Here is a 25,580-nt window from a genome sequence, read left to right as displayed (position 1 = left end):
TCGCGGCGGACTTCGACGTCAGCGCACGCGGCCTTCTTTCCAGGCGCCCAGCAGCTTGTCGTAGTCGATGGTCTCGCCCTTGGGCTTCTCGTTGGCCAGCTTGGCCCACGGTGCCGCCTTGTCGGACAGCCACTTCTTCGGGTCTTCCTTCTTGTTGAGCTTGGGCGCGCACTGGGCCATGCCGGCCCGCTCCAGGCGGGCCATCACGTCGTCCATCTCCTTGGCCAGGTTGTCCATCGCCCCCTGCGGGGTCTTCTCGCCGGTCACGGCCTGGGCCACGTTCTTCCACCACAGTTGCGCCAGCTTCGGGTAGTCGGGCACGTTGGTGCCGGTGGGGCTCCAGGCCACACGCGCCGGGCTGCGGTAGAACTCGACCAGGCCGCCCAGCTTGGGCGCCAGGTCGGTCATGGCCTTGCTCTGGATGTCGGACTCGCGGATAGGCGTCAGGCCGACCGTGGTCTTCTTCAGCGACGTGGTCTTGGCGGTGACGAACTGGGCGTAGAGCCACGCCGCGGCGGTCTTGTTCGCGTCGTGGTCCTTGAAGAAGGTCCATGACCCGACGTCCTGGTAGCCGTTCTGCATGCCCTGCTTCCAGTACGGGCCGTTCGGGCCGGGCGCCATGCGCCACTTGGGCGTGCCGTCGGCGTTGACCACGGGCAGGCCCTTCTTGGTCATGTCGGCGGTGAAGGCCGTGTACCAGAAGATCTGCTGGGCGATCTGGCCCTGGGCCGGCACCGGACCGGCTTCGCCGAAGGTCATGCCCGAGGCTTCCTTGGGCGCGTACTTCTTCATCCAGTCGACGTACTTGGTCAGCGCGTAGACCGCGGCCGGCGAGTTGGTCGCCCCCCCGCGCTCGACCGAGGCGCCCACCGGCGTGCACTTGTCGGCCGCCACGCGGATGCCCCACTCGTCGATCGGCAGGCCGTTCGGTGCACCGATGTCGGCGGTGCCGGCCATCGACAGCCAGGCGTCGGTGAAGCGCCAGCCCAGCGACGGATCCTTCTTGCCGTAGTCCATGTGGCCGTAGATGGCCTTGCCGTCGATGTTCTTCACGTCGTTGGTGAAGAACTCGGCGATGTCCTCGTAGGCGCTCCAGTTCAGCGGCACGCCCAGCTCGTAGCCATACTTGGCCTTGAACTTGTCCTTCAGGTCCTTGCGGGCGAACAGGTCGGCGCGGAACCAGTACAGGTTGGCGAACTGCTGGTCGGGCAGCTGGTAGAGCTTGCCGTCCGGGCCGGTGGTGAACTTGGTGCCGATGAAGTCCTTCAGGTCGAGACCGGGGTTGGTGAACTCCTTGCCCGCACCGCCCATGTAGTCGGTCAGGTTCATCACCTTGCCGTAGCGGTAGTGCGTGCCGATCAGGTCGGAGTCGGTGATCCAGCCGTCGTAGATCGACTTGCCCGACTGCATCGAGGTCTGCAGCTTCTCGACCACGTCGCCTTCCTGGATCAGGTCGTGCTTGACGGTGATGCCGGTGATCTCGCTGAAGGCCTTGGCCAGCGTCTTGGACTCGTACTCGTGCGTGGTGATGGTCTCGGAGACGACCGAGATGTCCTTCACGCCACGGGCCTTGAGCTTGGCGGCGGCGTCGATGAACCACTTCATCTCGGCCATCTGCTGATCCTTGTTCAGCGTGGAAGGCTGGAACTCGCTGTCGACCCACTTCTTCGCCTCGGGCTCGCCGGCCCAGGCCGACTGGCCGGCCACCAGCGCTGCAGCGGCAAACGCCAGTGCGGTATAGCGCATCTTCATGTCGTGTCTCCTCATGCGTGCTCCCCGTTGGTGGGATCCCTCGGCCCCGGGGAAGCTTCGGGCCGGATCCTGATGTTCGCGGGGCCGCCCGGTGCGGGCGGCCGAAAGGTTCAGCCCTTGCGCATGACCAGCGCCAGCAGCGCCATCGAAGCGACGAAGCTGATCCAGATGCTGGGCTCGTCGGCCAGCGAGAACCATTCGACGAAACGTCCCGCCAGGCCGACGAAGGCCAGGTTGACGTAGGCCGCGCTCAGCAGGCCGATGAACAGGCGATCGCCGCGGGTGGTCGCCATCGGCAGGAAACCCTTGCGCATCGTCGTGGGCGAGCGGATCTCCCACACCGTCATGCCGATCAGCATCAGCACGATGCAGGTGAAGAACACCGCCACCGGGGTGGTCCAGACCATCCAGTCAAACATGGCCCACCTCCGTCGCGCCTGCGGCGCGCCCCCTCGAGGAGGCGCAGCCGACGGACGGGCGGAGCCCGTTCCGGGGCTGCCGCCTGGTTCTGTCGTTGCTTTGCATGTGTTGTTCCTTGTTCGACCGTCAGACCCGGCCCATGGCGAAGCCCTTGGCGATGTAGTGGCGCACGAACCAGATCACGATCGCGCCCGGCACGATGGTCAGCACGCCGGCGGCGGCCAGCGTGGCCCAGTCCATGCCGCTGGCGCTGACCGTGCGGGTCATCGTCGCGACGATGGGCTTGGCGTTGACGCTGGTCAGCGTGCGCGCCAGCAGCAGCTCGACCCAGCTGAACATGAAGCAGAAGAACGCCGCCACGCCCACGCCGGCCTTGATCAGCGGCAGGAAGATCGTCAGGAAGAAGCGCGGGAAGGAGTAGCCGTCGATGTAGGCGGTCTCGTCGATCTCGCGCGGGATGCCCGACATGAAACCCTCCAGGATCCACACCGCCAGCGGCACGTTGAACAGCAGGTGGGCCAGCGCCACGGCCAGGTGCGTGTCCATCAGCCCGACGGTGGTGTAGAGCTGGAAGAAGGGCAGCAGGAACACCGCTGGCGGCGTCATGCGGTTGGTCAGCAGCCAGAAGAACACGTGCTTGTCGCCCAGGAAGCTGTAGCGCGAGAACGCGTAGGCCGCCGGCAGCGCCACGGTGATCGAGATCACCGTGTTGATGGCCACGTAGATCAGGCTGTTGATGTAGCCCGAGTACCAGCTCTCGTCGGTGAAGATGAGCTTGTAGTTGTCCCAGGTGAAGTGCTGCGGCCACAGGCTGAAGCTGCTGAGGATCTCCTCGTTGGTCTTGAAGCTCATGTTGACCATCCAGTAGATGGGCAGCAGCGCGAAGATGAAGTAGGCGATCAGGAACAGCGAGCGCTTCTGGAATCCGGTGTCATTCATGACCACCCTCCTTGCCGGTCTGGCCGAGGCGTTGCATCCAGTTGTAGAGCACGAAGCAGAACAGCAGGATGATGAGGAAATAGATCAGCGAGAAGGCCGCCGCGGGGCCGAGATCGAACTGGCCGACCGCCTTCTGCGTCAGGTACTGCGACAGGAAGGTCGTGGCATTGCCTGGACCGCCGCCGGTCAGCACGAAGGGCTCGGTGTAGATCATGAAGCTGTCCATGAAGCGCAGCAGCACGCCGATCATCAGCACGCCGCGCATCTTGGGCAGCTGGATGTAGCGGAACACCGCGAACTTGCTCGCGCCGTCGATGCGGGCGGCCTGGTAGTAGGCGTCCGGGATGCTGCGCAGGCCAGCATAGGCCAGCAGCGCCACCAGCGGCGTCCAGTGCCACACGTCCATCAGCAGCACGGTCAGCCAGGCGTGGGTGGCGTTGCCGGTGTAGCTGTAGTCGATGCCCAGCTTCGCCAGCGTCGCGCCCATCAGGCCGATGTCGGCGCGGCCGTAGATCTGCCAGATGGTGCCCACCACGTTCCACGGGATCAGCAGCGACAGCGCCACCAGCACCAGCGTGGCCGAGGACTTCCAGCCCTGCGCCGGCATGGCCAGCGCCAGCAGCACGCCCAGCGGCAGCTCGACGGCCAGCACGGCCAGCGAGAAGCGCAGCTGGTTCCACAGCGCGGCGTGCAGGTCCTCGTCGCGCATCACGGCGGCGAACCACTCGGTGCCGACGAACACCCGCCGCTCGGGACTGATGATGTCCTGCACCGAATAGTTGACGACCGTCATCAGCGGCAGGATGGCGGAGAACGCCACGCAGATGAAGACCGGCAGGATCAGGAACCAGGCCTTCTGGTTCACCGGTTTGGTGGTCTGGCTCATGCCATGAGCTCCTCGTTCTTGTAGTAGCAGGTGTGTTCGTTGAGCACCTGCAGGCCCACGGCATCGCCGACGGCGGGCGCCGGCGCGTCAGGCGCCAGGCGCGCCTTCAGCACCTGGCCGCGGGCCTCGCAGCTCACCAGCAGGTAGGTGCCGATGTCCTGCACCTGGCGCACGACACCCGGCAGCGCACCGGCGCTGTCCCGAGGCACCAGGCCCAGGTATTCGGGGCGGATGCCCAGCTTGAGCTCGCCGGCCGGCAGGCTGCAGCCGCCCGCCGTGCCCAGCCGGTGTCCGCCGACCTCGACGCCCGCGGCATCGACGTTCGCGCTCAGGAAGTTCATGCCCGGCGAGCCGATGAAGTGGCCGACGAAGGTGTGCGCCGGCCGCTCGAACAGCGCCTCGGGCGTGCCCAGCTGCACGACCTTGCCGCGCGTCATCACCACCACCTGGTCGGCGAAGGTCAGCGCCTCCACCTGGTCGTGGGTGACGTAGATCAGCGTGAGCTTGAGCTCATGGTGGATCTGCTTGAGCTTGCGGCGCAGCTGCCACTTCAGGTGCGGGTCGATCACTGTCAGCGGCTCGTCGAACAGCACCGCCGACACGTCGGGGCGCACCAGGCCGCGGCCCAGCGAGATCTTCTGCTTCTGGTCGGCGGACAGGCCGGCCGCACGCAGGTCGAGCTGGTGGCTCATCTCCAGCATCTCGGCGATCTGGCCGACGCGGGCCTGGATCTGCGCGGCCGGCACCTTGCGGTTCTTCAGCGGGAAGGCCAGGTTCTCCGCCACGGTCATCGTGTCGTAGATGACCGGGAACTGGAAGACCTGCGCGATGTTGCGCTGCTGCGGCGTGGCGCGCGTCATGTCCTGGCCGTCGAACTTCACGCTGCCGTGCGAGGGCACCAGCAGGCCGGACATGATGTTGAGCATGGTCGTCTTGCCGCAGCCCGAGGGGCCGAGCAGCGCGTAGGCGCCGCCGTCCTCGAAGGACATCTTCAGCGGCAGCAGCGCGTAGTCGCTGTCCTGCTTCGGGTGGGGCCGGTAGGCGTGGGCGAGGTCGAGATCGATGCGTGCCATGTCAGGACTCCCGCGGTGCGGAGGAGGAGCGTTCGGGCGCCACCAGCAGGTCGCCGGCGGCGTCGAAGACGTAGACCTGCGCCGGGCTGACGTGCAGCGTGATCGCCGCCCCCAGCGCGAAGTCGTGCACGCCGGTCAGCTGGGCCACCAGCTCGCCCACGGCGGTGTGCACGTGCACGAAGGTGTCGGAGCCCGACATCTCGGCCAGCTCCACCGTGCCCGGCAGTGCCACGTCCCCCGCACGGGCGCGCACCCGCAGCGCGCTGGCGCGCAGGCCGAGCGTGAGCGAGCGGGTCGCGCGGGACGGCAGGGCCACCGCCAGCAGCGGCCCGCCCTGCAGCCGCGCGCCGCCGTCGGCCACCTCGGCCGGCAGCAGGTTCATCGGCGGATCGCTGAACGCCCGGGCCACGCGCAGCGACTTCGGCCGGTGGAAGACCTCGGCGGTCGGGCCGTACTGCAGCAGCTCGCCCGCGTCCATCACCGCCGTCCAGCCGCCCAGCAGCAGGGCCTCGGCGGGTTCGGTGGTCGCGTAGATGACGGTCGACTCCCCGGCGGCGAAGAGCTGGGACAGCTCCTCGCGCAGTTCCTCGCGCAGCTTGTAGTCGAGGTTGACCAGCGGCTCGTCGAGCAGCATCAGCGGCGCGTTCTTGGCCAGCGCGCGCGCCAGCGCGACCCGCTGCTGCTGGCCGCCCGACAGCGCGGCCGGCAGCCGGTCGAGGAAAATGTCGATGTGCAGGCGGCTGGCCAGTTCACGCACCCGGCGATCGATCTCGGCGGCCGGCCGGCCACCCAGCTTCAGCGGCGAGGCGATGTTGTCGAACACCGTCATCGACGGGTAGTTGATGAACTGCTGGTAGACCATCGAGACGTTGCGCTCGCGCACCGGCATGCCGGTCACGTCGATGCCGTCGACCTGCACGCGACCGCTGGTGGGCACGTCCAGCCCGGCCATCACCCGCATCAGGCTGGTCTTGCCGGCCTGGGTCGCGCCCAGCAGCACGGTCACCGCGCCGGGCTGCGGGGCCAGGCTCATGTCATGGAGCCAGGTCTCGGGCCCGACTTTCTTGATGATGTGGTCCAGGGTCAGCTGCATGCGGCGGCCCTCGACTCTCGTTGCTTGGACACAGGGGTCTCCATCCATTGGGCCACGCGCGCGCGCTCGGCCTCGGTGTAATGCAGGCCGAGCTTGCTGCGACGCCACAGGACATCGTCGCCGCTCACGGCCCACTCTTCGCGCTGCAGGTAGCGCAGTTCGGCTTCATGCAGGCCGGGGGCCACCTCGGCGCCCAGGTCGGCCAGCGCGGCGGCATCGCCCAGCACCCGGTCGATGCGGCTGCCGTAGGCCCGCGCCAGGCGCCGGGCCAGGGCCGCCGGCAGCCAGCGGTGGCGCTGGCGCACGGTGGTGACGAAACGCTCGAAGTCGGTGTCGGGCCGCTGCGGCCGGCCGATCCAGGCCGACAGGTCGCCACCGGGCAGCGCGGCCGGCTCGGTCCACGGCGAGCGGACCTCGCCCAGCATGCGACCGACGTCGGTGGCGGCGTCCTCGGCCAGCTTGCGGAAGGTGGTGATCTTGCCGCCCCACACGCTCAGCAGCGGCGCCGCGGCGGTGTTGCTCTCGAGCAGGTAGTCCCGCGTGACCGCCGACGGATCGCCCGAGGCGTCGTCGAGCAGCGGTCGCACCCCGGCATAGCTCCAGACCACGTCGGCCGGCGTGACGGCGCGGGTGAAGTAGCGGCTGGCCTGCTCGCACAGGTAGGCCACCTCGTCGTCGCCGATGCGGGCCCCGCGCGGATCGCCCTGGAGCTCCTGGTCGGTCGTGCCGATCAGGGTGAACTCCTGCTCGTAGGGAATGGCGAAGATGATGCGCTTGTCGGGGTTCTGGAAGATGTAGGCGTGGTCGTGCTCGAAGCAGCGCGGCACGACGATGTGGCTGCCCTTGACCAGGCGCAGGCTCTTGGTGGCCAGCGCCTCGCCGGTCGCCGGCGAGGCGGTGCCCCGCAGGAAGCTCTCGGCCCACGGGCCGGCCGCGTTGACCAGCGCCCGCGCCGTCACCGTGCGCGCCGGGCCGTCGGCCGGCTGCAGCGTCGCGGTCCAGCCGCTGGCATGGCGCTGCGCGGCGGTGCAGCGGGTGCGGGTGAACAGCTGCGCACCGCGCTCGCGCGCCTCGATGGCGTTGAGCACCACCAGGCGGGCGTCGTCCACCCAGCCGTCGGAATAGATGAACCCGCGCTCGAAGCGGGGCTGCAGCGGCGCGCCCACCGGGTGGCGGCGCAGGTCCACGCCGCGCGAGCCGGGCAGCACCTCGCGGCGGGCCAGGTGGTCGTAGAGGAAGAGGCCCAGGCGCACCAGCCAGGCCGGGCGCATCGACGGGTCGTGCGGCATCACGAAGCGCAGCGGCCACATGATGTGCGGCGCGCTGCGCAGCAGCACCTCACGCTCCTGCAGCGCCTTGCGCACCAGGCCGAACTCGTAGTACTCGAGGTAGCGCAGCCCGCCGTGGATCAGCTTGGTGCTCGACGACGAGGTGTGCGCGGCCAGGTCGTCCTGCTCGGCCAGCACGACCGACCAGCCCCGGCCGGCCAGGTCGCGGGCGATGCCCACGCCGTTGATGCCGCCACCGACCACCAGCACATCGCAGGCGATCGGGGCCGCCGACATCTCGGCACGGGTTGCGGACGCCGTGTCCAACGGCGATTGAGTAGCCAAATTCAACTCCTGAGGGGTGACGAAGCGACGCGGATTGTCGTCATTTGTGTTCGCCTTTTTTCGTTTTAACTTTTAAACGAACACAACTCATCAGAGAAAACCCTCGTTTGATTTCCTTTTCGTTCGTTTAGGCTGCGCAAGCCTTGTGATGCCCTGCCAGCCGACAATTCACGCCATGACCCCCAACCCCCGTCAATCCGAGCTGCTCGATGAAGTGCGCGCCCGGGGCTCGGTGAGCGTGGAAACGCTGGCCGAGCGCTTCGGCGTCACGCTGCAGACCGTGCGCCGCGACGTCAAGCTGCTGGCCGAGGCCGGCCTGCTGGCGCGCTTCCACGGCGGCGTGCGCGTGCCCAGCTCGACCACCGAGAACATCGCCTACCGCCAGCGCCAGGCGCTGGCCGCCGACGGCAAGCAGCGCATCGCGCGCGCCATCGCCCAGGCCGTGCCCGAGGGCAGCTCGCTGATCATCAACATCGGCACCACCACCGAGGCGGTGGCGCGCGAGCTGCTGCACCACCGCGGCCTGCGCGTGATCACCAACAACCTCAACGTCGCGGGCATCCTCTGCGACAACCCGGACTGCGAGGTCATCGTCGCCGGCGGCGTGCTGCGCCCGCGTGACCGCGGCGTGATCGGCGAGGCCACGGTCGACTTCATCCGCCAGTTCAAGGTCGACATCGGCCTGATCGGCATCTCGGCCATCGAGGCCGACGGCTCGCTGCGCGACTACGACTACCGCGAGGTGAGCGTGGCACGCGCCATCATCGAGCAGTCGCGCGAGGTCTGGCTGGCCGCCGACCAGAGCAAGTTCAACCGCCCGGCGATGGCCGAGGTCGCGCGCCTGAGCCACCTCGACCGGCTCTACACCGACGTCGCGCCGCCCGACCCCTTCCCCGCGCTGCTGGCCGAGGCCGGCGTGCAGTGCGAGGTGGCACCCGGCTGAGACCGGGGCCGCTGGACCCCACGACAGAGGAGACCCATGAACACCCGCCCTACCCTCGCTGCCGGCCCCGCGCCGGCCCGTCGCCGCACCCCGGCCGGGGTGCAGCCATGAGCTTCGTGCTGGCCCTCGACCAGGGCACCTCCAGCTCGCGCAGCATCGTCTTCGACGAACGGGGCCAGGTGGTGGCCATGGCGCAGCGCGAGTTCCGCCAGATCTACCCGCAGCCCGGCTGGGTCGAGCACGACCCGATGGAGCTGTGGCACACCCAGCTGGCCACCGCCCGCGAGGTGCTGGCGCAGGCCGGCCTGTCGGCGCGCGAGCTGCGGGCCATCGGCATCACCAACCAGCGCGAGACCACGCTGGTGTGGAACCGCCGCACCGGCGTGCCCCTCCACAACGCCATCGTCTGGCAGGACCGCCGGGCCGAGCCGCTGTGCGCGCAGCTGCGTGCCCAGGGACTGACCGAGCGCTTCCGCGAGCGCACCGGGCTGATCATCGACGCCTATTTCTCGGGCACCAAGATCCGCTGGCTGCTCGACCATGTGGAGGGCGCGCGCGCGGCGGCCGAGCGTGGCGAGCTGGCCTTCGGCACGGTCGACAGCTGGCTGCTGTGGCAGCTCACCGGCGGGCGGGTGCACGCCACCGACGTCAGCAACGCCTCGCGCACGCTGATGTTCGACATCCGCGCCAACCGCTGGGACCCGGAGCTGCTCGAGACGCTGCAGATTCCCGCCAGCCTGCTGCCGCAGGTGCATCCGTCGAGCCACCGGTATGGCGAGATCGACCCGGCGCTGCTGGGTGCGGCCGTGCCGGTGGGCGGCATCGCGGGCGACCAGCAGAGCGCGCTGTTCGGCCAGGCCTGCTTCCAGGCCGGGCTGGCCAAGAACACCTACGGCACCGGCTGCTTCATGCTGATGCACACCGGCGAACGCTTCCAGACCTCGCACAACGGCCTGCTGACCACCAGCGCGGCGCAGGCCGGCCCGCTCGACCGGCCCGAGTTCGCGCTCGAGGGCAGCGTCTTCATCGGCGGGGCGGTGGTGCAGTGGCTGCGCGACGGGCTCAACGCCATCGAGGCCAGCAGCCAGGTGCAGAGCCTGGCCGAGAGCGTGCCCGACGCCGGCGGGCTGATGTTCGTGCCGGCCTTCACCGGGCTGGGCGCACCGTACTGGAATGCGCAGGCGCGCGGCGCCATCGTGGGCATCACCCGCGGCACGACGGTGGCCCACATCGCGCGGGCGGCGCTGGAGAGCATCGCCTTCCAGAGCGCCGCGCTGCTGGGCGCGATGAGCCGGGACCTGTCCGCCCCTCGCCTGGCGGATCCGCCGGACGGCCCCCCGGGGGGACTCGCGCAGGCTGCGCAGCGACCGGGCGCTCGGCCCGACACGCTGGTCTCGGCCGTGACCGAGCTGCGGGTGGACGGCGGCGCCTGCGTCAACGACCTGCTGATGCAGTTCCAGGCCGACCTGCTGGGCATTCCGGTGGTGCGCCCCAAGGTGACCGAGACCACCGCGCTGGGGGCGGCCTACCTGGCCGGCCTGGCCACCGGCGTCTGGTCAGGCACCGACGAGCTGGCCACGCTGTGGCAGGCCGAGCGGCGCTTCCACCCGACGCTCAGCCGCGAGCGGGCGCAGGAGCTGATGTCGCGCTGGGAGCGGGCGGTGCGGCAGACGGTGGCCGAATAGGCCCGCGGGAAGATGCCCTGCGCAGCGCGCGGGGCCCCGTGGCACAGTACGGCTGCAACCCGTACCGACACGACATGAGCCTGATCACCGTCCAGGAAGGCACCAGCGCGCTGGTGCTCGACTCCCCGCACAGCGGCACCGACTATCCGGCCGACTTCGGTTTTGCCTGCGACTTCACCCGGCTGCGCCAGGCCGAGGACACCCACGTCGAGAAGCTCTACGCCGGCGCCCCCGCGCGGGGCTGCCACTGGATCGAGGCCCATTTCCCGCGCAGCTACCTCGACGCCAACCGCAACGCCGACGAGATCGACCCCGAGCTGCTCGAGGCGCCCTGGCCCGGCCCGCTCGCCGGGGGCAGCAAGGTCAGGCTGGGCAAGGGCCTGATCTGGCGCATGACCGACGACGGCCTGCCGATCTACCGGCGCCGGCTGAGCGTGGCCGAGGTGCAGGCACGCATCGAGCGCTGCTGGGCGCCCTACCATGCGGCCGTGGCCCGCGCGGTGGAGCAGGCGCAGGCCCGCCACGGCTACTGCATCCACCTGAACTGCCACTCGATGCCGGCGGTCGCGTCGACCTTCGCCACCGAGTTCCCGGGCCTGGAGCATGCCGACATCGTGCTGGGCAACCGCGACCACAGCACCTGCTCGCCCGCGCTGATCGAGCGGCTGCGCCAGCATTTTGAGCAACGCGGCTACAGCGTCTCGGTCAACCACCCCTACAAGGGCGTGGAGCTGGTGCGCCGCCACGGCGACCCGGCCCGCCACCGCCACAGCGTGCAGGTCGAGCTGAACCGGCGGCTCTACATGGACGAGCGCACGCTGCAGCCGCACGACGGCTTCGAGCGGCTGCAGCGTGACCTGGACACGATGATCGGGATGCTGCTGGGCCTCGACCCGCGCCAGGCCTGAGCGGCCGGACCGCGTCGCCGACGCGGGCGCGGGCGCAGGTCAGGCGTGGAAGCGGCGCCGGGCGTACAGCCCCAGGCCGGTGGCCACGCTGGCCAGCCGTTCGCCGTGCACCGCGCGGGCGCTCGGGAAGGCGGCGGCCAGGCGGTCGGTCAGCAGCTTCAGGCCGGTCGAGCCGCCGGTGAAATACAGCGCGTCGATGCGCTCGGGCGCCAGCCCGGCCAGCGCCGCCGTCTCGATCGCCGCGGTGACGATGCGACCGATGTCCTCGTGCAGCGCGCCCACCGCCTGCGCCTGCGTCAGCCGCACCGACAGGCCGCGCTCGACCAGCGGCAGGCCGATGTCGGCGTCGCCGCCGGCGGCGACCGCGATCTTGCCGGCCTCGGCGCGGCCGAGCAGCTCGTGGCCGAGGTGATCGTTCAGCACCTTCATCAGGCGCTGGTGCTGGACGGGGTCGGCGTAGTCGCCTTTCATCGCCCGCAGCTCGAACACCCGCTGCGGCCGGTAGACCGTGTTGATCAGGTGCCAGGTGGCGAGGTCGAAGTACACGCCGCTGGGCACTTCGCGCGCCGCACGCCCCTCCTGTGCCGGGCCGAGCGCGCCGTAGCCCAGTTCGGGCAGGATGCTGGTCAGCTCGACGCGGCGGTCGAAGTCGGTGCCGGCGATGTGCACGCCGTGGTTGGCCAGCACGTCGTCGCGGCGCTCCAGGCGCTCGCGCCGCTGCGGCCCGACCCGCACGACCGAGAAGTCGGACGTGCCCCCGCCGATGTCGGCCACCAGCACATGCTGCTCCTCGGTGATGCCGGCCTCGTAGTCGAAGGCCGCCGCCAGCGGCTCGTACTGGAAGGCGATCTCCTGGAAGCCGACCGAGCGGGCGGCGTCCTCCAGCGCGGCCTGGGCCTGGGCGTCACGCACCGGATCACCGTCGACGAAATAGACCGGCCGGCCCAGCACGACCCGGGTCAGCTCGCGACCGGCATGCTGCTGGGCCAGGCTGCGCAGGTGGCGCAGGTAGCTGGCGATGACGTCGGCGAAGGTGACGGAGCGGCTCGCCCCGATGTCGGTGGGCTGGTCGATCAGGCCCGAGCCGAGCGCGCTCTTCATCGAGCGCATCAGCCGGCCTTCCGTGCCTTCGACGTAGGAGGCCACCGCGGCCCGGCCGTACAGGCGCGGCAGGTTCTGCAGCCCCGGTCCTTCGGCCAGGTAGAACACGGCGGTCGGCATCGTCGACTGGCCGTCCTCCAGGGGCACCAGCGTCATGCCGGTGCCCGCGGGCACGACGACCGCGGAGTTGGAGGTGCCGAAGTCGATGGCGCAGACGTCGGGCGAAACGGCAGGAGACATGGGGGAGGTGGCAGGCATGGGCCGCGCATCATAAGAGACGGGCTGCAGCCGCGCTGCTATCGTGTCCGGGCCGCAGCTCGCCCGGGGCGGGCGCCCACCTCAGGATCAGGAGACCTCGCATGCAGTTCGCCTACACGATCGTCTACGTGGCCGACGTCGCCACCACGCTGGATTTCTTCGAGCGGGCCTTCGGCCTGCGGCGGCGCTTCCTGCACGACGGCGGCGGCTACGGCGAGCTCGACACCGGCAGCACCACGCTGTCCTTCGCCCGCCACGACGTGGCGCGCGACAGCCTGGGGCAGGACTACTGCGCCGCCGACCGCAGCACGCTGCCGCTGGGCATCGAGATCGGCCTGACCTGCGCCGACGTGCCCGCCGCGTACGACCGGGCGCTGGCGGCCGGGGCGACCGGCCTGAAGGCGCCGACGGTCAAGCCCTGGGGCCAGACCGTCGCTTATGTGCGGGGGCCCGAAGGCACGCTGGTGGAGCTGTGCACGCCGATGGGCTGATCCCCGCCGCGCGCGGGGCCCGGCTCAGACCGGCGGCGCCTTCAGGTGCCAGTCGCTGACCTGCTGCAGCGCGTGGCCGGTGTGCAGCAGCGCCGCTTCCTGCCAGTAGTTGCCGATCAGCTGCAGCCCCACCGGCAGGCCGCCTTCGCCGAAGCCGGCCGGCACGCTGATGCCGGGCAGGCCCGCCAGCGAGGCCGGCAGCGTGAAGATGTCGGCCAGGTACTCGGCCACCGGATCGGTCTGGCTGCCGATCGCCCGGGCGACGGCCGGCGCCACCGGGCCGGCGATCAGGTCGCAGGCCTGGAAGGCCGCCTGGAAGTCGTCGGCGATCATGCGGCGCAGCTTCTGCGCCTGCAGGTAGTAGGCGTCGTAATAACCGTGGCTCAGCACGTAGGTGCCGATCATGATGCGGCGCTTGACCTCGGAGCCGAAGCCTTCGCTGCGGCTCTTGCGGTACATCTCGTCGAGGTCCTTGTAGGCACTCGCCCGGTGGCCGTAGCGCACGCCGTCGAAGCGGCTCAGGTTCGAGCTGGCCTCGGCCGGCGCGATGATGTAGTAGACGGGGATCGACAGCTCGGTGCGCGGCAGGCTGACCTCGACCAGCGTCGCGCCGAGCTTCTCCAGCTCGGCCAGCGCGGCCCGGGTCGCGGCCAGCACGTCGGCGGTGACGCCCTCGCCGAAGAACTCCTTGGGCAGACCGATGCGCAGGCCCTTGAGCGGCTGCGCGGCGGTGGCGCCCTCGCGCAGGCCGGTGGTCGCGGCGACGAAGTCGGGCACCGGCTGCTCGGCGCTGGTGGCGTCGCGCGGATCGAAGCCGCTCATGGCCTGCAGCAGGTGGGCGCAGTCCAGGGCCGAGCGCGCCATCGGGCCGGCCTGGTCCAGGCTGGAGGCGAAGGCGATCATGCCGTAGCGCGAGCAGCGGCCGTAGGTCGGCTTGATGCCGGTGATGCCGGTCAGGGACGCCGGCTGGCGCACCGAGCCGCCGGTGTCGGTGCCGGTGGCCGCCGGCACCAGGCGGGCCGCGACCGCGACCGCGCTGCCGCCCGACGAGCCGCCCGGGATGCGGCCGGTGTCCCACGGGTTGCGGGCGACGGCGTAGGCCGAGTTCTCGTTGGAGCCGCCCATCGCGAATTCGTCGCAGTTGAGCTTGCCCAGCGTGACGGCGCCGGCCGCGGCCAGGCGGGTGACCACGGTGGCGTCGAAGGGGCTGCGGTAGGACTCGAGCATCCTCGAGCCGGCGGTGCTGGGGAAGTCGCGGGTGACGAAGATGTCCTTGTGCGCGATCGGCACGCCCAGCAGACTGTGGCCCGTCCCGGCCACGCCGCGGGCGCGCCAGGCGTCGGCGGCGGCGGCCTGCGCCAGCGCCACGTCCTCGTCGACCGACAGGAAGGCGCCCAGCGCCTCGTGGGCGGCGACCCGGTCCAGCAGGTGGCGGGTCAGCTCGACGCTGGAGACCTGCCTGTCGCCGAGCAGGCCGGCCAGTTCGGCCACGCCGAGTTCATGCAGCGGTTTCATCGGGGCCCCTCTCACTCGATCACGCGGGGAACGAGGAACAGGCCCCGTTCGACGGCCGGCGCACTCTTCTGGTGGTCGGCACGCTGGTCGACCTCGCTGACCACGTCGTCACGCAGGCGCAGGGTCACGTCCTGCACCGCCGACAGCGGCGTGTAGAGCGGCGCCACGCCCGAGGTGTCGACCGCCCGCATGCGCTCGACGATGCCAAAAAACTCGTTGAGCTGACCCAGCAGCGTGTGCTGCTCGTCGGGGCTCAGTTCAAGCCGCGCCAGACTGGCGATGCGGCTGACTTCCGCGGGAGTGAGTGCCATGTTTGCAGAGGGGGAGAAGAACGTCGGGGGCACGCTGCATCCGGTCGGCTGCAGGTCATAAGGTATTATCACCCGCCTATCGAGACGGCCCTGGTGCGGGGCATCAGTGGGGGCCTGGAGAGGCACCGATGCCCGACGAAGGCGGCCGGAGCAGCCGCCAGAACCGGAACCGATTCACGATGGCCCTTGACCGGAGGGTCTGCCGAGCGGCAGCGGGGAAACCTTGCAGCGCTTGCCCGACCCCCGGACCCGAATACTTCGGGTGTGCGTCCGTCACGCCCGGCGCGCGCCCTGGATGCTGATGAGTTGCCCATGTTTGGATCGTTCCGACGCTATTTTTCCACCGACCTTGCCATCGACCTCGGGACTGCCAACACCCTGATCTACGTGCGCGGCACGGGCATCGTGCTCAACGAGCCCTCCGTGGTCTCCATCCGCCACGAAGGCGGCCCGAACGGCAAGAAGACCATCCAGGCCGTGGGCGCCGAGGCCAAGGCGATGCTGGGCAAGGTGCCCGGCAACATCGAGGCCATCCGCCCGATGAAGGACGGCGTGATCGCCGACTTCACCGTCACCGAGCAGATGCTCAAGCAGTTCATCAAGATGGTGCATCCGCGCTCGCTGCTGCGGCCGAGCCCGCGCATCATCATCTGCGTGCCCTGCGGCTCGACCCAGGTCGAACGCCGCGCGATCCGCGAATCGGCTCTCGGCGCCGGCGCCAGCGAGGTCTACCTGATCGAGGAGCCGATGGCCGCGGCCATCGGTGCCGGCATGCCGGTGAGCGAGGCCTCGGGCTCGATGGTCGTGGACATCGGTGGCGGCACGACCGAGGTCGGCGTGATCTCGCTGGGCGGCATGGTCTACAAGGGCAGCGTGCGGGTGGGCGGCGACAAGTTCGACGAAGCCATCATCAACTACATCCGCCGCAACTACGGCATGCTGATCGGCGAGCCCACGGCCGAGGCCATCAAGAAGGAGATCGGCAGCGCCTTCCCGGGCTCCGAGGTCAAGGAGATGGAGGTCAAGGGCCGCAACCTCTCCGAGGGCGTGCCGCGCGCCTTCACGGTCTCGAGCAACGAGATCCTCGAGGCCCTGACCGATCCGCTCAACCAGATCGTCTCGAGCGTCAAGAAGGCGCTGGAGCAGACGCCTCCGGAACTGGGCGCCGACATCGCCGAACGCGGCATGATGCTGACCGGCGGCGGCGCGCTGTTGCGTGACCTCGACCGCCTGCTGGCCGAGGAGACCGGCCTGCCGGTGCTGATCGCCGAAGACCCGCTGTCGTGCGTCGTGCGCGGCTGCGGCATGGCACTGGAGCGCATGGAGCGCCTGGGTTCAATTTTCACGTCCGAGTGATCAAGGGTCCTCCGGAGCACCGGTCCGCACGGGATCGGCGCTCCGGTCGACTGCTCGACTCGCTGGCATCGCGCGGAGCTGCCTCATGCCCCTGGGCACGCTGGACCGGACCCCGCCGCCGTTTTTCCGTCAAGGCCCTTCGGCCCTGACCCGGCTGGCATTTTTCGCTTCGCTGGCCATCTTCCTGATGGCCGCGGACACCCGCATGGCGCTGACCCCACCGCTGCGCATCGCCGCGGCCGTGGTGCTGAACCCGATCGAGCAGGCCATGCTGGCCCCGATCGCGGGTTACGCGACGCTGGGCGACTACCTGCACGGGGTGGGGCTGGCCCGCCAGACGGCCGAGGCCGCCACCGCGGAGCTCACCCGGCAGTCGGTGCGCAGCCTGCAGGTCGAGCAGCTGCTCAAGGAGAACGCGCGCCTGCGCAACCTGCTGGAACTGCGCGAGCGACTGACCGTGCGCAGCCGCTCGGCCCAGCTGATCTACGAGGCCCCGGACCCCTACTCGCGCAAGGTCGTGATCGACATCGGCAGCCGCCAGGGTGTCGTCGCGGGCGCACCGGTCGTCAACGAGGAGGGCGTGCTGGGACAGGTCACCCGCCTGTACCCCGGCACCGCCGAGGTCACGCTGCTGATCGACCGGGACGCCGCGCTGTCGGTGCTCAACAGCCGCACCCAGTCGCGCAGCATCGCGGCCGGCGAGCCGGGCAGCGACGGGCTGAGCCTGCGTTTCGTCGCGGGCAATGCCGACGTGGCGGTCGGCGACCTGCTGCAGACGACGGGCCTGGACGGCGTCTACCCCGGCGGCCTGCCGGTGGCCTGGGTGAGCCGGGTCGACCGCCGCACCCAGGCCGATTTCGCCCGCATCACGCTGACCCCGGCCGCACGCCTGGACGGCGTGCGCCATGTGCTGGTGCTCGAGCCGCTGGCCAGCCAGCTGCCGACGCCGCCGAGCGACTCGGCCGCCAGCGCACCGGCCGCCGCGGCCTCGGCGCTGCAGCGGCAGGAGTCTCCGGCCGCCGCCGCCGCGCCACGCACCACCCAACGCCCCTGAGGAGACCTGCGCATGCTGCCCCGCGTCAGCGACCAGTTGCTGCTGCCCGTGAACCCGCTGTTCCTGTGGTTCACGCTGCTGGCCGCCCTGCTGCTCAACCTGATGCCGTTCGGACGGGCCCCGGCCCTGCCCGACTTCGTCGCGCTGACCCTGGTGTTCTGGAACGTGCACCAGCCGCGCCGCGTCGGCCTGGGCGCGGCCTTCGTGTTCGGCCTGCTGATCGACGTGCACCACGGCGCGCTGCTCGGCCAGCACGCGCTGGCCTACACGCTGGTCAGCTATGCGGCGATCATGATCCACCGGCGGGTGCTGTGGTTCAGTGCCTTCGCCCAGGCGATCCACGTGCTGCCGCTGTTTTTCGTCGGCCACCTGGTGCCGATGCTGATCCGGCTGGCCGCGGGCGACGTCTTCCCCGGCTGGTCCCTGCTGGCCGCCCCGGTGTTCGAGGCCCTGCTGTGGCCGCTGGCCTCGCTGCTGCTGCTGGCACCGCAGCGCCGCCCGCCCGATCCGGACAAGAACCGGCCGCTGTGATGTCCCCCACGATTCCTGGAGCCGGCGCGTGATCGAGCTGCGTGACGCCGAGGTCGAGCAGGAGCGGTTCCGGCTGCGCCTGATCGTGGCCATGCTGACCGTGCTGGTGGCGTTCTCGCTGCTGGTGAGCCGGCTGGTCTACCTGCAGGTGCTGTCCTTCGACGAGCTGACGACCCGAGCCGAGAACAACCGCATCGCGGTGGTGCCGGTGGTGCCCAACCGCGGCCTGATCGTCGACCGCAACGGCATCGTGCTGGCCAACAACTACTCGGCCTACACGCTGGAGATCACCCGCTCGCAGCTGAGCGAGGACCTCGAGACCGTGATCGACCAGCTCGCGACGATCGTCGACATCCAGCCGCGGGACCGCAAGCGCCTGCGCCGGCTGATGGGCGACTCCAAGAGCTTCGAGTCCCTGCCCATCCGCAACCGCCTGACCGACGAGGAGGTCGCGCGCTTCATGGCGCAGCGCTACCGCTTCCCGGGGGTGGACATCAAGGCCCGCCTGTTCCGCAACTACCCCTACGGCGAGATCGGCGGCCACGTGCTCGGCTACATCGGTCGCATCAACCAGTCCGAGAAGAAGCTGATGGACGACTGGACCGAGGAGGACTTCGCCAACTACCGCGGCACCGACGTGATCGGCAAGCTGGGCGTGGAGCAGCGCTACGAGCGCGAGCTGCACGGCATCACCGGCGTCGAGGAGGTCGAGACCAGCGCGGCCGGTCGGCCGGTGCGCCGCCTGCGTTCGGAGCCGGCCACGCCGGGACACACCGTGCGGCTGTCCATCGACATCCGCCTGCAGGGCCTGATCGAGGACATGTTCGGCGAGCGCCGCGGGGCGCTGGTGGCGATCGATCCCCGCAACGGCGAGGTGCTGGCCTTCGTCAGCAAGCCCAGCTTCGACCCCAACCTGTTCGTCGACGGCATCGACCAGGACAGCTGGAAGGAGCTCAACGAGTCGATCAACAAGCCGCTGCTGAACCGCGCGCTGCGCGGCACCTATCCCCCGGGCTCGACCTACAAGCCCTTCATGGCGATGGCCGCCCTGAACACCGGCAAGCGCACCGCCGGCCAGATCACCTACGACAGCGGCACCTTCGTCTTCGGCGACCACCGCTTCCGCAGCCACGGCGATGCCGGGCTCGGCGCGGTGGACATGGCCCGCTCGATCGTGCAGTCGAGCAACGTGTACTACTACGCGCTGGCCAACGACATGGGCGTGGACCTGATCCACGACCAGATGGACCCGTTCGGCTTCGGCCGGCGCACCGGCATCGACCTCGACGGCGAGGCCACCGGCGACCTGCCGTCCACCAGCTGGAAGCGCAAGAAGTACAAGCGGGCGGCCCAGCAGCGCTGGTATGCGGGCGAGACGATCTCGCTGGGCATCGGCCAGGGCTACAACAACTTCACCATGCTGCAGGTGGCCAGCGCGATGGCCACGCTGGTCTCGGGCGGCCAGCGCTACGAGCCCCGCGTGGTGCGTGACGTCGAGAACGTCGTCACCCACGAACGCCAGCGCATCGCCGGCGAGGCGCTGCCCCCGCTGGCCTTCAAGCCCGAGCACGTCGAGGTGATCCGGCGGGCGATGTACGGCGTGACCCAGACCGGCACCTCGACCAAGGTGTTCGCCGGCGCGCCCTACCAGAGCGGCGGCAAGACCGGCACCGCCCAGGCCCGCAGCCTGGGCGCCAACGAGAAGTACAACGCCTCGCGCATCTCCGAATACCTGCGGGACCACTCGCTCTACACCGCCTTCGCGCCGCTCGACGAGCCCCGGGTGGCCCTGGCCGTCATCGTGGAGAACGCCGGCTTCGGCGCCGAGGCGGCCGCCCCGATCGCGCGCCGGGTGCTGGACTACGTGCTGCTGGGGCAGTACCCGAGCGAGCAGGATCTGGCGCTGGTGCGGACCGGCCAGGTCGGCGCACCGATCGGCGTGCCGCGCCGGGCCTCCGACATCATGCCCACGCTGATCCACAGCGCGGGCTTCAGCGCGGCCGCACCGGCCTCCGACGCGGCATCGGGAACCGCCCCCGGGGCTTCGGCCGCCGCAGCGTCACCCGCGGCCAGCGCGCCCGCACCGGTCGCGGCCTCCGGGTCCGCCGGCGCGGGCCGGGGCCTGGTCCAGCCGGCGTGGGTGCGAGCCCGCCCGGCGACGGCCCCCGCCGCCCGACCCTCCGCCAGCGAGCCGACACGATGAAATCCCGCTTCGACCAGCCGTCGCCCTGGCGGCGCCTGCAGCCGCTGATCAGCGGTTTCGACCTGCCGCTGGTGGGCATCATCCTGGTGCTGGCGACGATCGGCCTGACGGCGATGTACTCGGCCGGCTACGACCACGGTTCGCGCTTCGTCGACCACGGCCGCAACATGGTGCTGGCGGCCACCGTGCTGTTCCTGGTCGCCCAGGTGCCGCCGCAGCGGCTGATGGCCCTGGCCGTGCCGCTGTACTCCATCGGGGTGCTGCTGCTGGTGGCCACCGCGCTGTTCGGCATCAGCAAGAAGGGCGCGACCCGCTGGCTCAACGTCGGCATCGTCATCCAGCCCAGCGAGATCCTGAAGATCGCCACGCCCCTGATGCTGGCGTGGTGGTTCCAGCGCCGCGAGGGCCGGCCACGCACCCACGACTTCGTGGCAGCCGGCCTGCTGCTGCTGGTGCCGGCCGGACTGGTGGCCAAGCAGCCCGACCTCGGCACCGCCATCCTGATCTTCTCGGCCGGCTTCTTCGTGCTCTTCCTGGCCGGCCTGTCGTGGAAGCTGATCGCGCCGGTCGTGCTGGGCGGCGGCCTGGCGATCACGGCGCTGATCATCGCCAGCCCGACGCTGTGCCAGCCCGACGTGGACTGGGTGGTGCTGCACGGCTACCAGAAAGGCCGGGTCTGCACCCTGCTCGACCCGACGACCGACCCGCTGGGCAAGGGCTTCCACATCATCCAGGGCATGATCGCGATCGGCTCGGGCGGCCTGACCGGCAAGGGTTTCATGAAGGGCACGCAGACCCACCTGGAGTTCATCCCGGAGCGCACCACCGACTTCGTGTTCGCCGCCTACTCGGAGGAGTTCGGCCTGGTGGGCAACCTGGTGCTGATCGCCGCCTTCACGGCGCTGATCATCCGCGGCCTGACCATCACCTGGGAAGCACCGAGCGTGTTCGCGCGCCTGATGGCCGGCTCGGTCACGCTGAGCATCTTCACCTACGCGATGGTCAACATGGGCATGGTCAGCGGCATCCTGCCGGTGGTCGGCGTGCCGCTGCCCTTCATCAGCTACGGCGGCACCGCGATGGTCACCATGGGCCTGAGCCTGGGCATCCTGATGTCCATCGCGCGGGCCCGGCGCAACGGCTGAGACCGCTCAGGACAGCTGCGGCACGCCACCCGCGACGCTGGCCTGGGTCAGCAGCAGCGGCTGGGCCTCGCCCCCTTCCGGCGGCTCGTCGACCGGCAGGCTCGACAGTCGCAGGGTGAAGCGCGCCCCGGGTGCCGTGCCCGGAGCCGCCTCGCGGGCATCGTCGAGCTCGACGACGCTGCCGTGCAGCGCCGCCACCTCGGCCACGATCGCCAGGCCCAGGCCGGAGCCATCCACGGTGGTGCCCAGCGCACGGTAGAACGGCTGGAAGACCAGCTCGCGCTCGGCCGGCGGGATGCCCGGACCGCTGTCCTCGACCTGCAGCGCCACCTTGCCGTCCTCGGCCTGCGGCTGCACCCGCACCGTGACGACGCCGCCGGTGGGCGTGTAGTGCAGCGCGTTGTCGACCAGGTTGACGAGCAGCTCCCGCAGCAGCACCGCATGGCCCAGCACCTGGCAGCGCGCCACGTCCCGGGGCGCCTCCGGCCCCTCGAAACCCAGGTCGATGCCCAGGTCGAGCGCGCGCGGCACCGCATCACGCACCACGTCGGTGACCAGCACCAGCAGGTCCACCCGGTCCTGCAGGGGCACGCCCGTCTTGGCTTCGGCCCGGGCCATCGACAGCAGCTGGTTCACCGTGTGGGCGGCCTGCTGGGACGCATGGGCCATGTGGCCCAGCGTCGCCTTGAGCGCCTGGGCATCGTCATGGCCGGCGTCGATCTCGCGCAGGGCCAGCTCGGCCTGCATGCGCATGCCCGCCAGCGGGGTCTTGAGCTGGTGGGCCGCATCGGCGAGGAAACGCTTCTGGGTCCGCAGCGACACCTCCTGGCGCTCGAGCAGGTCGTTGATCGCCTCGACCAGCGGCGAGACCTCCTCGGGCACGTCACGCACGTCCAGCGGAGACAGGTCGTCGGGCGGACGCTCGTGGATGCGCTGCTGCAGCGCGCCCAGCGGCGCCAGCCCGCGCGCCAGCGCCAGCCACACCAGCAGCACCGCCACCGGCAGGATCACGAACTGCGGCAGGATCACGCCCTTGATGATCTCGGTGGCCAGCCTCGAGCGTTTGGTCAGCGTCTCGCCGACCTGCACCAGCGCCAGCCGCTCGATGCCGGGCAGCTGCACCCACAGGTAGGCGATGCGCAGGCCGTCGCCATGCAGCTCCTCGTCGCGCATGCGCACCTCGCCCGCCGTGGCGGTGTCGGCGTCGGGCGGGCTCGGCAGGTCCCGGTCACCGCTGAGGAACTCGCCGGCTGGGCCGATCACCTGATAGAACACCGTGTCGACCTCGTCGGAGCGCAGCAGGCGGGCCGTCTCGCGCGGCAGGTCGAAGCGCACGCCATCGTCCGGAGCCTCGATGCGCTGCGACAGCGAGCGCACCGTCTCCACCAGCGCCCGGTCGTAGGGCTTGTTGGCGATGCCCTGCGCGGCCAGCCAGGTCAGCGCCAGGCTCATCGGCCACAGCAGCAGCAGGGGAGCGAGCATCCAGTCGAGGATCTCGCCGAACAGCGAACGCTGCTCCTTGCGCCGGCCGTCACCCGCTGCCGCTGTCGCCGCGCCGGGCGCGCGGGGCCTGAGCCGTGCCATGTCCGGGCGTCCGCGGGCTCAGGCGCGGATCTTCTCGAGGCAGTAACCGAGCCCGCGCACCGTGGCGATGCGGATCGGCCCCTGCTCGATCTTCTTGCGCAGGCGGTGGATGTAGACCTCGATGGCGTTGTTGCTCACCTCGTCGCCCCACTCGCACAGCCGCTCGACCAGCTGGTCCTTGCTGACCAGCCGGCCGGCACGCTGCAGCAGCACCTCGAGCAGGCTCAGCTCGCGAGCCGACAGATCGACCATCTGCTCGTCGATGTAGGCCACCCGGCCGGTGGCATCGAAGGTCAGCGGGCCGTGGCGGATGAGGCTCGACGCCGAGCCCATGCCCCGGCGTGTCAGCGCCCGCACGCGCGCTTCCATCTCCTGCAGCGCGAACGGCTTGGCCATGTAGTCGTCGGCCCCGAGGTCCAGCCCCTTGACCCGCTGCTCGACACTGTCGGCGGCCGTCAGGATCAGCACCGGCAGGCTCGAGCCGCGCGCGCGCAGGCGCTTGAGCACCTCGAGGCCATGCAGCTTGGGCAGCCCCAGGTCGAGGATGAGCAGATCGAACTCGTGGGCCGCCAGGGCCGCGTCGGCCTCGGTGCCGCTGCTCACCTGATCGACGGCATAACCCGCGGCTCGCAGGCTGCGCAGCAGGCCGTCGGCCAGGACCTGATCATCTTCTGCGATCAAAATGCGCATTGCGTCTGTCTCCTGATGTGTCTGCCCGGACTCGCACCGGTCCTGCTGTCGATTGTAAAAAGTCCGGCACGCCCCGCTCGCCCGGACCCGACGCGTTCTTTGACCGGATCCCGTTTTTTACGCCACAAGCACTGTACAAACATCCAGCTGTTCCAAGATAATGACACGCACCCCCAGGAGAGCACCCATGGACGTCACGAGCAAACCCGGCATCGGCACCGAAAAAGCCAAGGCCCTGCAGGCCGCCCTGCTGCAGATCGAGAAGCAGTTCGGCAAAGGCTCCATCATGCGCCTGGGCGAAGGCGAGACGATCGAGGACATCCAGGTCGTGTCCACCGGATCGCTGGGGCTGGACATCGCGCTGGGCGTCGGCGGCCTGCCCCGTGGCCGGGTGGTCGAGATCTACGGCCCCGAATCCTCGGGCAAGACCACGCTGACGCTGCAGGTCATCGCCCAGATGCAGAAGCTCTCGGGCGTGTGCGCCTTCATCGACGCCGAGCACGCGCTCGACATCCAGTACGCGCAGAAACTCGGCGTGAACCTGCAGGAGCTGCTGATCTCGCAGCCCGACACCGGCGAACAGGCGCTCGAGATCGTCGATGCGCTGGTGCGTTCCGGCTCGGTCGACCTGATCGTCGTCGACTCGGTGGCCGCCCTGACGCCCAAGGCCGAACTGGAAGGCGAGATGGGCGACTCGCTGCCGGGCCTGCAGGCCCGGCTGATGAGCCAGGCGCTGCGCAAGCTGACCTCCAACATCAAGAAGACCAACTGCACGGTCGTCTTCATCAACCAGATCCGCATGAAGATCGGCGTGATGTTCGGCAGCCCCGAGACCACCACCGGTGGCAACGCGCTGAAGTTCTACGCCTCGGTGCGCCTGGACATCCGCCGCATCGGCAGCATCAAGAAGGGTGAAGAGGTCATCGGCAGCGAAACCAAGGTCAAGGTGGTCAAGAACAAGGTCGCCCCCCCCTTCAAGACTGCCGAGTTCGACATCCTCTACGGCGAGGGCATCAGCCGCGAAGGCGAGATCATCGACCTGGGCGTGACCGCCAAGATCGTCGACAAGGCCGGCGCCTGGTACGCCTACAACGGCGAGAAGATCGGCCAGGGCAAGGACAACAGCCGCGAATTCCTGCGCGAGAACCCGGCCCTGGCCTGGGAGATCGAGAACAAGATCCGCGAATCGCTGGGCGTGGCCGTGCTGCCGCCGCTGACCCCGGACGCGGCCGGCTGACACCGGCCGGATCGACGTGAGCGCCGACGAGGCCGCACCAGGTCCCGACACGGACCCGTCGCCGGCACGACCGGTGGGCCTGAGCCTTAAAGGCAGGGCCCTGCGCCTGCTCAGCCAGCGGGAGCACAGCCGGCTGGAGCTGGTGCGCAAGCTGGCGCCACACGCGCAGACGCCGGAACAGCTCGACCACCTGCTCGACGAGCTGCTGCAGGCCGGCTGGCTGGACCACGGCCGTTATGTCGAATCGGTGGTGCACCGCCGCGGCAGCCGGCTGGGCGGCGCGCGCATCCGCCAGGAACTCAAGGCCCGTGGCATCACGCCCGCAGAGATGGCCGAGGCGCTGGATCAGCTCAAGCAGACCGAAGCGCAGCGTGCCCGCGAGGTCTGGCAGAAGAAGTTCACCGGGCCGGCCACCGATGCGACCCAGGCCGCCCGCCAGGCCCGCTTCCTGCTGAGCCGGGGCTTTTCCGGCGAGGTGGTCCGCCAGGTGCTGCGATCGGCAGGCATGGCGGAAACGCCCGACGACACGCTGGACTGATCCAAGCCCGAGTCCATTGCGGTGATTACGCATGCTTTTGACGCAGCGCAGCATGCTAAAGTCCGCGCGCTTTTCTCGGCACCGAGCACCTTTTCTCGCGGCGGTGGCGTCCACAGCAGAGCCATTCCGTTTTTCGAGTCCCCACTCCAGAGCCTCACATGAAAATCCACGAGTACCAAGGCAAGGAAATCCTGCGCCAGTTCGAAGTTCCGGTGCCGCGCGGCATCGCTGCATTCACGGTGCAGGAGGCGGTG

23 protein-coding genes are annotated in these 25,580 nt (G+C 69.9%); 11 read left to right on the top strand and 12 right to left on the bottom strand.

Annotated features, from left to right (window positions below; genetic code table 11):
- Nucleotides 1-18: 18 nt before the first annotated feature.
- The 7 genes from C7444_RS06750 to glpD all read right to left on the bottom strand — a co-directional run bounded on the left by C7444_RS06750 (nucleotide 19) and on the right by glpD (nucleotide 7,728).
- Nucleotides 19-1,752 carry an ABC transporter substrate-binding protein gene (locus C7444_RS06750; protein WP_110400085.1) on the bottom strand — a complete coding sequence of 578 codons (1,734 nt, stop codon included), beginning with the start codon at nucleotides 1,750-1,752 and terminating at the stop codon, nucleotides 19-21.
- A 110-nt stretch (nucleotides 1,753-1,862) separates the two neighbouring features.
- Nucleotides 1,863-2,171 (bottom strand): DUF2160 domain-containing protein, encoded by a 309-nt coding sequence (locus C7444_RS06745; RefSeq protein ID WP_110400084.1) that lies wholly within the window; start codon nucleotides 2,169-2,171, stop codon nucleotides 1,863-1,865.
- 127 nt (nucleotides 2,172-2,298) lie between these two features.
- Complete coding sequence (locus tag C7444_RS06740) at nucleotides 2,299-3,111, bottom strand: carbohydrate ABC transporter permease (RefSeq protein WP_110400083.1); 813 nt, start codon at nucleotides 3,109-3,111, stop codon at nucleotides 2,299-2,301.
- Nucleotides 3,104-3,997 carry a carbohydrate ABC transporter permease gene (locus C7444_RS06735; protein WP_110400082.1) on the bottom strand — a complete coding sequence of 298 codons (894 nt, stop codon included), beginning with the start codon at nucleotides 3,995-3,997 and terminating at the stop codon, nucleotides 3,104-3,106. Before C7444_RS06735 ends, C7444_RS06740 begins: the two co-directional genes overlap by 8 nt.
- Nucleotides 3,994-5,070 (bottom strand): ABC transporter ATP-binding protein, encoded by a 1,077-nt coding sequence (locus C7444_RS06730; RefSeq protein ID WP_110400081.1) that lies wholly within the window; start codon nucleotides 5,068-5,070, stop codon nucleotides 3,994-3,996. Before C7444_RS06730 ends, C7444_RS06735 begins: the two co-directional genes overlap by 4 nt.
- Before the next feature lies 1 nt (nucleotide 5,071).
- Entirely contained in the window at nucleotides 5,072-6,163 is a 1,092-nt protein-coding gene (locus C7444_RS06725) for an ABC transporter ATP-binding protein (RefSeq protein ID WP_110400080.1), read from the bottom strand.
- Nucleotides 6,154-7,728: a glycerol-3-phosphate dehydrogenase gene (glpD, locus tag C7444_RS06720; protein WP_110400299.1), complete on the bottom strand. Its 1,575-nt coding sequence runs from the start codon at nucleotides 7,726-7,728 to the stop codon at nucleotides 6,154-6,156. Before glpD ends, C7444_RS06725 begins: the two co-directional genes overlap by 10 nt.
- 223 nt (nucleotides 7,729-7,951) lie before the next feature.
- On the opposite strand from glpD, the gene C7444_RS06715 reads away from it, so the two are divergent.
- From C7444_RS06715 to C7444_RS06705, 3 genes are all read left to right on the top strand, one after another.
- Nucleotides 7,952-8,719, top strand: coding sequence for a DeoR/GlpR family DNA-binding transcription regulator (locus C7444_RS06715; RefSeq protein WP_110400079.1), 768 nt, complete (start codon nucleotides 7,952-7,954; stop codon nucleotides 8,717-8,719).
- A gap of 107 nt (nucleotides 8,720-8,826) precedes the next feature.
- Nucleotides 8,827-10,404, top strand: coding sequence for a glycerol kinase GlpK (gene glpK / locus C7444_RS06710; RefSeq protein WP_110400078.1), 1,578 nt, complete (start codon nucleotides 8,827-8,829; stop codon nucleotides 10,402-10,404).
- A gap of 74 nt (nucleotides 10,405-10,478) precedes the next feature.
- Entirely contained in the window at nucleotides 10,479-11,312 is an 834-nt protein-coding gene (locus tag C7444_RS06705; RefSeq protein WP_110400077.1) for an N-formylglutamate amidohydrolase, read from the top strand.
- Nucleotides 11,313-11,351: 39 nt separating this feature from the next.
- Here C7444_RS06705 and C7444_RS06700 read toward each other — a convergent pair whose 3' ends face one another.
- A complete protein-coding gene (locus tag C7444_RS06700; protein ID WP_110400076.1) occupies nucleotides 11,352-12,653 on the bottom strand; it encodes an Hsp70 family protein in 1,302 nt (433 codons plus the stop codon).
- Between the two features lie 119 nt (nucleotides 12,654-12,772).
- Here C7444_RS06700 and C7444_RS06695 point away from each other — a divergent pair, with 119 nt between their 5' ends.
- Complete coding sequence (locus C7444_RS06695; RefSeq protein WP_110400075.1) at nucleotides 12,773-13,162, top strand: VOC family protein; 390 nt, start codon at nucleotides 12,773-12,775, stop codon at nucleotides 13,160-13,162.
- 24 nt (nucleotides 13,163-13,186) lie between these two features.
- On the opposite strand, the gene gatA is transcribed toward C7444_RS06695, so the two are convergent.
- Both gatA and gatC read right to left on the bottom strand, forming a co-directional pair.
- The gene (gene gatA, locus C7444_RS06690; protein WP_110400074.1) at nucleotides 13,187-14,677 is read right to left on the bottom strand and encodes an Asp-tRNA(Asn)/Glu-tRNA(Gln) amidotransferase subunit GatA; all 1,491 of its coding nucleotides are present in this window, start codon (nucleotides 14,675-14,677) and stop codon (nucleotides 13,187-13,189) included.
- An 11-nt stretch (nucleotides 14,678-14,688) separates the two neighbouring features.
- Nucleotides 14,689-14,988: an Asp-tRNA(Asn)/Glu-tRNA(Gln) amidotransferase subunit GatC gene (gene gatC / locus C7444_RS06685; protein ID WP_110400073.1), complete on the bottom strand. Its 300-nt coding sequence runs from the start codon at nucleotides 14,986-14,988 to the stop codon at nucleotides 14,689-14,691.
- 312 nt (nucleotides 14,989-15,300) lie between these two features.
- On the opposite strand from gatC, the gene C7444_RS06680 reads away from it, so the two are divergent.
- From C7444_RS06680 to rodA, 5 genes are all read left to right on the top strand, one after another.
- A complete protein-coding gene (locus C7444_RS06680) occupies nucleotides 15,301-16,344 on the top strand; it encodes a rod shape-determining protein (RefSeq protein WP_110400072.1) in 1,044 nt (347 codons plus the stop codon).
- Nucleotides 16,345-16,429: 85 nt separating this feature from the next.
- On the top strand, nucleotides 16,430-17,398 hold the full coding sequence (gene mreC / locus C7444_RS06675; protein WP_110400071.1) for a rod shape-determining protein MreC: 969 nt from the start codon (nucleotides 16,430-16,432) through the stop codon (nucleotides 17,396-17,398).
- Between the two features lie 12 nt (nucleotides 17,399-17,410).
- Nucleotides 17,411-17,929, top strand: coding sequence for a rod shape-determining protein MreD (mreD, locus tag C7444_RS06670; protein ID WP_110400070.1), 519 nt, complete (start codon nucleotides 17,411-17,413; stop codon nucleotides 17,927-17,929).
- A 28-nt stretch (nucleotides 17,930-17,957) separates the two neighbouring features.
- Entirely contained in the window at nucleotides 17,958-20,132 is a 2,175-nt protein-coding gene (gene mrdA / locus C7444_RS06665; RefSeq protein WP_110400069.1) for a penicillin-binding protein 2, read from the top strand.
- Nucleotides 20,129-21,277, top strand: a complete 1,149-nt coding sequence (gene rodA, locus C7444_RS06660; protein ID WP_110400298.1) for a rod shape-determining protein RodA — start codon at nucleotides 20,129-20,131, stop codon at nucleotides 21,275-21,277. Before mrdA ends, rodA begins: the two co-directional genes overlap by 4 nt.
- 6 nt (nucleotides 21,278-21,283) lie before the next feature.
- Here rodA and C7444_RS06655 read toward each other — a convergent pair whose 3' ends face one another.
- Both C7444_RS06655 and C7444_RS06650 read right to left on the bottom strand, forming a co-directional pair.
- Nucleotides 21,284-22,861 (bottom strand): sensor histidine kinase, encoded by a 1,578-nt coding sequence (locus C7444_RS06655; RefSeq protein WP_110400068.1) that lies wholly within the window; start codon nucleotides 22,859-22,861, stop codon nucleotides 21,284-21,286.
- A gap of 18 nt (nucleotides 22,862-22,879) precedes the next feature.
- The gene (locus tag C7444_RS06650) at nucleotides 22,880-23,551 is read right to left on the bottom strand and encodes a response regulator (RefSeq protein ID WP_110400067.1); all 672 of its coding nucleotides are present in this window, start codon (nucleotides 23,549-23,551) and stop codon (nucleotides 22,880-22,882) included.
- A 187-nt stretch (nucleotides 23,552-23,738) separates the two neighbouring features.
- Between C7444_RS06650 and recA the strand changes: the two genes are divergently transcribed.
- A complete protein-coding gene (gene recA / locus C7444_RS06645; RefSeq protein WP_110400066.1) occupies nucleotides 23,739-24,788 on the top strand; it encodes a recombinase RecA in 1,050 nt (349 codons plus the stop codon).
- 16 nt (nucleotides 24,789-24,804) lie between these two features.
- Entirely contained in the window at nucleotides 24,805-25,326 is a 522-nt protein-coding gene (gene recX / locus C7444_RS06640) for a recombination regulator RecX (protein ID WP_245909431.1), read from the top strand.
- The last annotated feature ends 254 nt before the right edge of the window (nucleotides 25,327-25,580 follow it).

The sequence above is a fragment of the Sphaerotilus hippei genome, assembly GCF_003201595.1.
Classification (GTDB): domain Bacteria; phylum Pseudomonadota; class Gammaproteobacteria; order Burkholderiales; family Burkholderiaceae_C; genus Sphaerotilus; species Sphaerotilus hippei.
This window is presented reverse-complemented; position numbering and strand designations above follow the sequence as displayed.